We start from the raw sequence: 8138 nt of genomic DNA, 5'->3' as shown, positions 1-8138 counted from the left end.
CCGCCCCGTACTAAAAAAGGAGTGTTAAATATGATGTATTTAAAAACACGTTATATAACATTAAATGATTTAAAACAATTAGGAATTGCAGATAAACACGGCTTAATAGACTATCAAGAATTTAATAAATTAAAGCTAGAAAATAAAGACAAAGGAGTTAATTTGAAAATGGGCACAAACAACATATTTGAAAGAGGTATAAATTTCATAGACAAAAGCCCGATTTACTACAACGGAAAGCGTTACGATAATAAAATTGATATAATTGAATGAAACTCACAATAAAGCTATTAGTTAATCCTTATTCAATATTATAAATATCAGTTAATTTTACAGGCATTAAAACATCATCAGTATAAATATATAAAACACTATCTAATGTATTGACCTTGTGTATTATACCTTGAACACTTTTTATATAGCCATTAGCAAAATAATGAATTTTGGCTAAAGTATTATCAATCATTTTACTGGCCAATGTATCATTTATATTTTCTACTTGGTCTTCGCTAAGTAATGGCTTTTCAATTTTATTTTGGCCTTGAATGTACTGTTCTAATCTTTCGTATTGTTCGGGGATATTGGCCATAGGTAGCCATTTTTTCATTCCTCGACCTTGTGGGATATTAGGGTTTAAATACTCACGGGGTATTTTTCTATAATCTGTTTCATTAGCATATTTTTCAGGGATCATTTGCAACACCTCAATTCAAATATAGAACATATGTTCTATATTTGGAAGTGATTTTTTATTATAGAAAGGGTTTTTAAATGAAAAAAGATTATGATACTAAATTATGGTATGAAGTTGATGTTAGCAATTTTGATGTAAAAAAAGAATTGCAGAATATTGATTTGTATAAGCATGAGTACGTTAAACTAATTAATGATAAATGGATAGACGTACTAGACAAAATATATAGAAGTATCGGAGATTTTGGAGAACGTCCACAAGATACTTTACAGACATTTTCAGTATATAGAGGTAATACAGCAGGAAATAAGTATATTTATGACATAGGTTTTAATGTTGATTTGGCAAGAGATTTAATAAAAAAGACTAATAGAAAACCATTGGAAGCGCCAAATGATATTTTTAATGATGGAATACACATTAACTATACAGAAAAAGAAAACCCTTATACTTTTACGCCTGATGAACCAATAATTTTAATTCCTGATTTAGTAACATCAAGAGAAGCAAGATTTAAAAAAATATACGATATACCAACATCATTATTAGTATTAGATGGCAATAATAGAGTTACTTTGATGAAAAAATATAACCAACCCTATATACACTGTTATTACGTTTCATTAGATGAATTGTTAGAAAACAAAGTGTTTTTAACTGACTTTGATAGTGCTGTTTATTGTCAGATGGCAGATCTGGTTTATATATTAAAACATATAGATGAACCTAGTATTAATGAAATAGCAAAGGTATATTATAATCAAAGTTATTTAGTAAAGCATTTTAGTAAATATATATAACAAAAGGGGAATAAAACACATGATAAATACAAAAATATATGAAGATATTAAAAATGAATTAGTAAAAGCAATACTAACTGATTATGAACAATATAAAGACGCACTTGAAAATTTTCAAAGTAAAATTAAGCAGGGGCATAGTTTCTATATAGTTAGCACTAGAAAGCCAATTAGTGAACATGCTTCAGCTAAACGATCAGCTATGTATGCAAATAGAACACTTACTGAAGATGAAAATTTAGTTAGAATGTTAAGAAATTTAAGTGAAAGATTTGTATATATATATAACTATAGAAGGGCATTTAGTTTAGTCAAAGAACATAGAAGTAAGTTAATTGCGAACGTTAAGGAGTTAATAAGCTTTAATAAAATAACGAAAGACAAATTTTCAGAAAAAAATGATGCCACAGCTATTTTCAAGCCTATTGAAACATATGCAGTTAATAAGCATTTAGATATATATTTTAGAAGTATTGAAACAGTAAAAGGCCATATTGATAATTATTTAGAGAATAAATATGAGCTTGATTTGAACCAAATAGCAATTAAAGAAGACGGTGTTTATAGCATAGATGATGATAGGCTACAAGAAAGTGAAAAAGTTTTCTTTGAAGAAGTTATGAAGGCTATTAAATATGATATAGAACAAGTAAAAGCTATTGAGAAGCAAAAAGATAGTGAAAATTATCTGAAGTATTGTTTATTGTTTAAATAATGCTAAAGGGCTGAAAATATGGAAAATGAAAACCAGGAGTTTAAACGATCAGAAAAGGCTGAAAACAAGCAAAGCAAGCTGAAAATAATATTTGTAATTATGATTATTTTATTATTACTGTGCATTATAGGAGCAATTGTATATTTTGTTTTATCGAATAATGCAAAAGCGCAGCTAGATGATTTTGAAGAAGCTGTTCAATCTAAAGACTATAAAGCAGTATCTAAAACATTAACTTCTAAAGATGTTAAAGTTACTCATGCAGAAGCTAAACAATTTGTAGATTATATGGCCAAGAAAGACAAACGTAACAAATTCAAAAAAGAAATGAACAACATTAAAAGCAATATTGAAAATAGTGAAAGTGATACGGTTGATTTTGGATATATAACAGACAAGCAGGAACGAAAGTTGATAGAAATAACTATGAATGGGAACAAGTTTATATTTATTGATAGATTGGCTTTTAAACCTATATTTCATGATGTATATATAGAAAATAATTCATATTCAAATGCTAAGTATGAATTTAATAATGTTGAAGATAAACAGCAAATTATTACAGCACCTAAAAATAAAACAACAAATATTGGTAAGTTTTTTGTAGGTAAATATGATATAGAAGCCCAAAAAATTTATGATGATGATAATTCATTGATTAAGGGCAAGGTTAAGGGCAATATTCGATTTGATACAGATAATCTAAATAGTGATAAAAAAGTCATTGCACATGCTAGTTTTAAGGACGCAAATTTTAAAGCAAATTTAATTAACAACGAAAAAGTAGATGACGATATTAAGCTTTATATCAATGATAAGCCGATTAAGTATGAAAAAAATAAAGTGTACGGTGCATATCCAGTAAATAAACCTTTAAAAGTTTATGCTAAAGGTAAAATAAGCGATAAAGCATTTAAAACTAATACAGTAACTATAAAGGACGATCAGGGGGCAGAACCTCAAAATATAAGTTTGAAATTTAATGAAGATACTATTAATGACTATTTAAAGAGTATCAAAGATATTGAACTAGGCGCGAAATCGTTTATGGAAGACTATACTAAAGATTTGAATAAAGCCTATAAAGAAAGTGATTATAAGTTTATAGATAAATATATTGAAAGTAACAGTGATTTATCACAATATATGCGGTCAATGGTTGAAAGCAAGAAGAAAAACCAATACAGACGACCTGAATTTGAAAGCGTTAATTATCAAGATGGAAAAGTTAATGTCATTTTGAAAAAGGAAAATCAGAATAAAGATAGCATAAAATCTAAATATGTACTGAAGTATAATAAATCAGATGAAAGTTATAAAATACAAAGTTATGAAGATATATAAAAAATGCCATCTGTTTAATTACAGATGGTGTTTTTTTATATATAAATATTAAAATTTGTCACTGGATAGAACTTTGAGTTGAAGTGTGACCCAAAAATTGAAAATTGCAGATATTATTACGATTAGTGCTAAATGACAAATTAGCATTAAGATTATCAAAATTAAAGCACCCGATCCCGTCATAAAATAATTACACACGGCGATAACGGCACAACCCAAAACCGTAAATATTGTACATATAATGAATAAAAAAATGGTTATACGTTTGTTAAAAACTTCTTTGACATTTACATTTTTGTAGATCTTATTTGATGAAATGAAAGCTGTAGGAAATAGAAATATACAGATTTCAAAGAAAATATTTACATCAAATTGAAAATGATGATTGTGAAGGACAATGTTTCTTAAAGTTAGTAATAACCAAAATACAACGATAGATAAATACGCTTCTTTATTTAATAAATTTTGTGTAACTGCTTGAGAAATTTGTTTGTTATTCATCTTACACACCTCCTTATATATAGTGTAAAGTAATACTGTGATACTAAGATAGGACAACTTCTAATTTTTAAAAAAAATTATAGTGTCAGATAATTTGATATTTCAAAGTACATATAGTTTGTTTTAAAAAACAAATTATAAGCTAGTCAAAAACGATCGGTTTTGACCAGGTATGATATTAGAAAATAATACATTTCAATAAATAAAATAATTTAATAAAAATTACGCTTGAATAAGTGTTATTTATAAGGGTTAAAGGCTTGTAGAATTTAATAAATTCTACAAGCCTTTAACTATATTCGTACCTGGTCAAAACATGTGTTAAAATCAAAGTGTCAAAACTAAAAGCAAAAAGGGTTTTTGACCAAGCTGAGAAAAGCCCTCAGACGCAACGAAAAAATATTTTGAAGCCCATTATGCGCAAACGCGCACACAGTCGTTCATATTAAAGCTATTCATAAAGGAAGTAGGCGATATTTTGGCTAAAATAGGATATGCAAGAGTTTCAACAATCAGCCAAAGTTTAGAAACACAAATTAATTTATTAAAAGCTGAAGGTTGTATTAAAATATTTTCTGAAAAAGTGAGTGGTAAGAAAACCAATAGAAGTAAATTAGATGAGTGCTTAAAATATTTAAGGGAAGATGATGTATTAGTTGTGACTAAAATTGATAGATTAGGACGCACAACTAAACAATTAATAAATTTAGCAAGTTGGCTACAGGAACATAATATAGAGTTAAAAATATTAGATGGAAACTTTAATATGAATAGCCCACTAGGAAAAATGATATTTACTGTAATGAGTGGCTTTGCAGAACTGGAAACAGATTTAAATAGAGAAAGAACCCTTGAAGGTTTAAACGAAGCGAAAGCTAGAGGTAGAAAAGGCGGGCGTCCAGGCGTTACTGAAGATGTAAAAAATTATGTTATGTATCTATACAATAATACAGAGTTATCAGGTAATGAAATCGCAAATAAAACGGGAGTAAGTAGATCAACAGTTTATCGAATAAAACGGGATTTTGAAAATAGTAAGGGGGCTAATAGTTAATGAATGAAGACTTAATACTGGCGTTATGCGGGAAATTGAAAGATTTGAGAAAAGAACGAAAATTACAACAGAAGGAAGTAGCAAAAAATATAGGTATTAATTATGCAACTTTAAGTAAAATTGAAGGTAAGAAAATTGAAACAGTACCGCTTAGAACTATATGTAAGTTATTAACTTATTATGATATGACTTTATATGATTTTATAGTTCAAAACGAAGATATAACTAATAATGAATATTAATTTGGGGATATTTGCAAATATATTAAAAATGTTTGCAATCGTCAATATAGAAGTTTATACTAAAATTAATCAAAAAAAGATATGAAAAAAGACCACGTGCAAAGTTAAAGTGCGACCAACACTTTTAACTTCTAGCGCTTGAAACGTTACTCAACCTAACGTATACAAACGGTTTTCGGGTCTTCTTCCATACCTTGTAATTTAGGTAATTTTTATTATATTTTATACCTAAATTATAGGGGCATGAGAGAAGAAAGTAAAGAAAAAGACGCTACATTTCTACTTTTCTACTTCGCTACTCGACTACTTTAAAAGTATATGGACGCCTAAACAAGGACTGGTAACGCTTACAAGCGTTATCAGTCTTTTTGTTTAGGAGGTGTAGGCAATGCTAAATATTAATAAAATTTATGATTTTATATTACATGGAAGTATAGAAAAGTATAAATTTAAAAATTCTAAAGCTACAGATTTAGAAAAAGCTAATTTTAAGGCTACACAAGCCCAAAATTGGAGATCAGCACGTATTGCTGTCACACCTAATAAAGCTACATTAATAGACGGTTTAGGTTTAATTATTGCTTCAGAAGAAGCTTTAGTTCAATATGGTCATAAATTTAGCCATTGGACGCCTAACCCTTATAATTATCTAAGCAAAGAAAAAGCTAATATAGCAGATGTTAATACGTATAAAGTATTAAACAGAACAAAAGATAATGTAAAACAAATCAATACATTTGTTTTAGATGTTGATGAAGATATTGAATACAACGAATTAGTTCAAAGCTTAGCTTCAGCGCATATCAATGAAGGTGCTGAAATGCCTAATTTATATGTAAAGACGCCTAGAGGTTGGCATTTGTATTTTGTATTAGATACACCGTTCTATGCTAAAGGTATAGAAAAGAAAGCTATAAAAGTAGCTGAAAAAGTACATAGTAGCTTAGCACATGCAATTTCTAAATATTTACCAGTCGATAATCAATGTGTATCTACTGGCTATTTCAGATTGCCTACAAAAGATAATGTACAGTTATTTACAAATCAATACTGTTCAAAATCTTATATGGTGCGCTGGAGTAAAGAGTATTCAGAAAAGAACAATTTAAATCAGAACGTATTTTATAAGAGTATAGCCAATGGCCAAGAATTAACGCCTGAATGGGTTGATTATTTGTTAAAAGAAGCAGATGTTACTTCATTTGGATATGGCGTTGGTAGAAATAACGCAATGTTTTCAGTAGCGTTATATTATTATTCTAAAAATATAGATATAAAAGAAGCAGAAAGTAATATCTATGCTTTTAATAAGCGCTTAAATAAGCCTTTATCACATAAAGAAGTTGAAAGAGTAATTAAAAGTGCTTATAGCGGTCGTTATGGTGGCGCAATGCGTGAACATGTAGAAAACCTTTTAGAAGCTTTTAGTGATGGCCAAATTGCATATAGCAATAATGGTGTAAGTATCAATGGCTTTTGGAAACATAAAAAAGAGCGTAAAGATCGTGTTAGAAGCCATTTTGACGAACGTAAAGACGATTTAGAAAGATATTTAAATGAACATACAAACAAGCAGAAAGTGTTCGTTAAAGGCTCAATGAGTGCTATTGCTAAAAAGTTAGGCATGGCTAGATCATCTTTATATGCAATTTTTGAAAAGCATATAAACAAAAGAACTATTATCAAATATACAATTAAAAACGGTAGATATTCAGAAACTTTCATTGCTTTAAAAAGCGTGTATATTGAAAGTTTATTTGAGATGATTAAAAGTATTAAAAACAAAAAAGAAAGCTATATAACGGCTATAAGATACCTTGTAAGCAGTGAAAGAAATACATATAGTTTAATGGTACAAAATAATGGTTTGATGAATGAAATAGAAAATACACTCATGTATATAGATCGGCATACTCAGTATATAGAAGGTAATGAAATTCTATATGAACGGCTTATTAGTTAAATTTTAATTGTCCAATGTGCCATTACATATATCAGGGTGCTTGTGCGTTGCTGTAAATAATATATATAAGTGAGTAGTTAAGTAGTTATGTAGAATAATAGAAAAAGACATAAGTAGTATATTCTACTAAATAATATATATAAGTGAGTAGTTAAGTAGTTATGTAGAATAATAGAAAAAGACATAAGTAGTATATTCTACTAAATAATATATATAAGTGAGTAGTTAAGTAGTTATGTAGAATAATAGAAAAAGACATAAGTAGTATATTCTACTAAATAATATATATAAGTGAGTAGTTAAGTAGTTATGTAGAATAATAGAAAAAGACATAAGTAGTATATTCTACTAAATAATATATATAAGTGAGTAGTTAAGTAGTTATGTAGAATAATAGAAAAAGACATAAGTAGTATATTCTACTAAATAATATATATAAGTGAGTAGTTAAGTAGTTATGTAGAATAATAGAAAAAGACATAAGTAGTATATTCTACTAAATAATATATATAAGTGAGTAGTTAAGTAGTTATGTAGAATAATAGAAAAAGACATAAGTAGTATATTCTACTAAATAATATATATAAGTGAGTAGTTAAGTAGTTATGTAGAATAATAGAAAAAGACATAAGTAGTATATTCTACTAAATAATATATATAAGTGAGTAGTTAAGTAGTTATGTAGAATAATAGAAAAAGACATAAGTAGTATATTCTACTAAATAATATATATAAGTGAGTAGTTAAGTAGTTATGTAGAATAATAGAAAAAGACATAAGTAGTATATTCTACTAAATAATATATATAAGTGAGTAGTTAAGTAG

General features: G+C 27.7%; 9 protein-coding genes. 7 read left to right on the top strand and 2 right to left on the bottom strand.

The annotated features are described in order from the left end of the window. Window positions 1-273 (top strand): hypothetical protein (locus NST87_RS13535; protein ID WP_340721795.1); only part of this gene is annotated, 273 nt, incomplete at its 5' end. Between the two features lie 28 nt (window positions 274-301). On the opposite strand, the gene NST87_RS13530 is transcribed toward NST87_RS13535, so the two are convergent. After that, window positions 302-694, bottom strand: coding sequence for a YolD-like family protein (locus tag NST87_RS13530; RefSeq protein WP_116486110.1), 393 nt, complete (start codon window positions 692-694; stop codon window positions 302-304). 77 nt (window positions 695-771) lie between these two features. On the opposite strand from NST87_RS13530, the gene NST87_RS13525 reads away from it, so the two are divergent. From NST87_RS13525 to NST87_RS13515, 3 genes are read left to right on the top strand one after another with little or no spacing between them, the layout of a single operon-like run. Beyond that, complete coding sequence (locus NST87_RS13525) at window positions 772-1494, top strand: hypothetical protein (RefSeq protein ID WP_120004753.1); 723 nt, start codon at window positions 772-774, stop codon at window positions 1492-1494. 19 nt (window positions 1495-1513) lie between these two features. Further along, entirely contained in the window at window positions 1514-2209 is a 696-nt protein-coding gene (locus NST87_RS13520; protein ID WP_340721794.1) for a hypothetical protein, read from the top strand. Window positions 2210-2227: 18 nt separating this feature from the next. Then, on the top strand, window positions 2228-3553 hold the full coding sequence (locus tag NST87_RS13515; protein ID WP_340721793.1) for a TcaA NTF2-like domain-containing protein: 1326 nt from the start codon (window positions 2228-2230) through the stop codon (window positions 3551-3553). A 48-nt stretch (window positions 3554-3601) separates the two neighbouring features. Here the strand turns inward: NST87_RS13515 and NST87_RS13510 are convergent, their stop codons facing one another. Further along, entirely contained in the window at window positions 3602-4054 is a 453-nt protein-coding gene (locus tag NST87_RS13510) for a hypothetical protein (RefSeq protein ID WP_070487679.1), read from the bottom strand. A gap of 478 nt (window positions 4055-4532) precedes the next feature. Between NST87_RS13510 and NST87_RS13505 the strand changes: the two genes are divergently transcribed. The 3 genes from NST87_RS13505 (at window position 4533) to NST87_RS13495 (ending at window position 7313) form a co-directional block, all read left to right on the top strand. Then, window positions 4533-5108: a recombinase family protein gene (locus NST87_RS13505; protein WP_053023405.1), complete on the top strand. Its 576-nt coding sequence runs from the start codon at window positions 4533-4535 to the stop codon at window positions 5106-5108. Beyond that, window positions 5108-5350 (top strand): helix-turn-helix domain-containing protein, encoded by a 243-nt coding sequence (locus NST87_RS13500; protein WP_070487681.1) that lies wholly within the window; start codon window positions 5108-5110, stop codon window positions 5348-5350. Before NST87_RS13505 ends, NST87_RS13500 begins: the two co-directional genes overlap by 1 nt. 388 nt (window positions 5351-5738) lie before the next feature. Then, entirely contained in the window at window positions 5739-7313 is a 1575-nt protein-coding gene (locus NST87_RS13495; protein ID WP_340721792.1) for a primase C-terminal domain-containing protein, read from the top strand. Window positions 7314-8138 lie beyond the last annotated feature (825 nt).

Origin of the sequence: Staphylococcus sp. FSL W8-0271 (genome assembly GCF_038006605.1) — a bacterium.
Classification (GTDB): Bacteria; Bacillota; Bacilli; order Staphylococcales; family Staphylococcaceae; genus Staphylococcus; species Staphylococcus cohnii.
The sequence above is the reverse complement of the archived record's forward strand: the minus strand, read 5'-3'. Positions and strand labels throughout refer to the sequence as shown.